Here is a 1,077-nt window from a genome sequence, read left to right as displayed (position 1 = left end):
ATCGCCACCGCCACCGATCCCGTCACGCACGACGAGAACGACCGCGTGCCCGAGGGCGCGGAATGGACCCAGCACTACTTCCCCTCCGCCGACGACTCCGGTACCGAGCTGCACGCCGACGTGCTGCTGCCCGAGGGCCTGGAGAAGGGCGAGGAGGTGCCCGTCATCCTGTCCGTCGGACCGTACTTCGGGCACGCCGGGGCGACCGGCGACGAGGGCTGGTCGCACACCGGGCCCTCCTCGCGGTTCCAGGACTTCACCGAGGGCGCCGACGTCTTCGCGGAGGGCTACGCCTTCGTGATGGTCGACCTGCGCGGCTTCGGCGGCTCCACGGGCTGCCTCGACTGGGCCGGGCCCGGTGAACAGGCCGACGTGGAAGCGGCGATCGACTGGGCCGCCGGCCGGCCGTGGTCGACCGGCGCGGTCGGCATGTACGGCAAGTCGTACGACGGCGTGACCGGGCTGATCGGCAACAACCTGGACCAGCGGGCCCTGAAGGCCGTCGTGTCGCAGGAGCCGGTCTGGGACATGTACCAGTACATCTACTCCAACGGCGTGCCCCGCCCCAACGTCACCGGCACCGCCGACGCGTACAACGGCATCGCCACCATCCCCCCGATGGCCGACGACGACCCCCGCTACGCGGCCAACGCCCGCTGGGAGGAGACCCATCCGGAGTGCCTGACGGAGAACTCCGCCGGCTACCGGATCTCCGACCAGGACAGCAAGCACTGGAAGTCCCGCGACCTGGCGCGGCTGGCCAAGGGCAGCGACACCCCCCTCTTCGTCACGCAGGGCTTCATCGAGCCCAACACCAAGCCCGAGGAGATGGAGGAGTACCTGCGCAACCACCGCGGCCCCGAGCGCGGCTGGCTCGGCCAGTGGGACCACGTCCGCGGCGGCGACCGCGTGCCCGACGGCCGGCTGGCGATGGGGCGCGAGGGCTGGTACGACGAGACGCTCGCCTTCTTCGACGAGTACCTGAAGGGCGAGAAGCCGGCCGTCCGCTACCCGAAGTACGCGATGGAGGACAACAGCGGCGACTGGCGCGCGCAGAGCACCTGGCCGGTCGTCGAG

At 71.0% G+C, this 1,077-nt stretch carries 1 protein-coding gene; it reads left to right on the top strand.

What is annotated here, in order from left to right; all coding sequences use genetic code 11:
• A partial coding sequence (locus H5J30_RS35205; protein ID WP_181791856.1) for a CocE/NonD family hydrolase occupies nt 1-1,077 on the top strand: 1,077 nt, incomplete at both ends.

It is taken from the genome of Streptomyces phytophilus (genome assembly GCF_013870535.1).
GTDB lineage: Bacteria > Actinomycetota > Actinomycetes > Streptomycetales > Streptomycetaceae > Streptomyces > Streptomyces phytophilus.
This window is presented reverse-complemented; position numbering and strand designations above follow the sequence as displayed.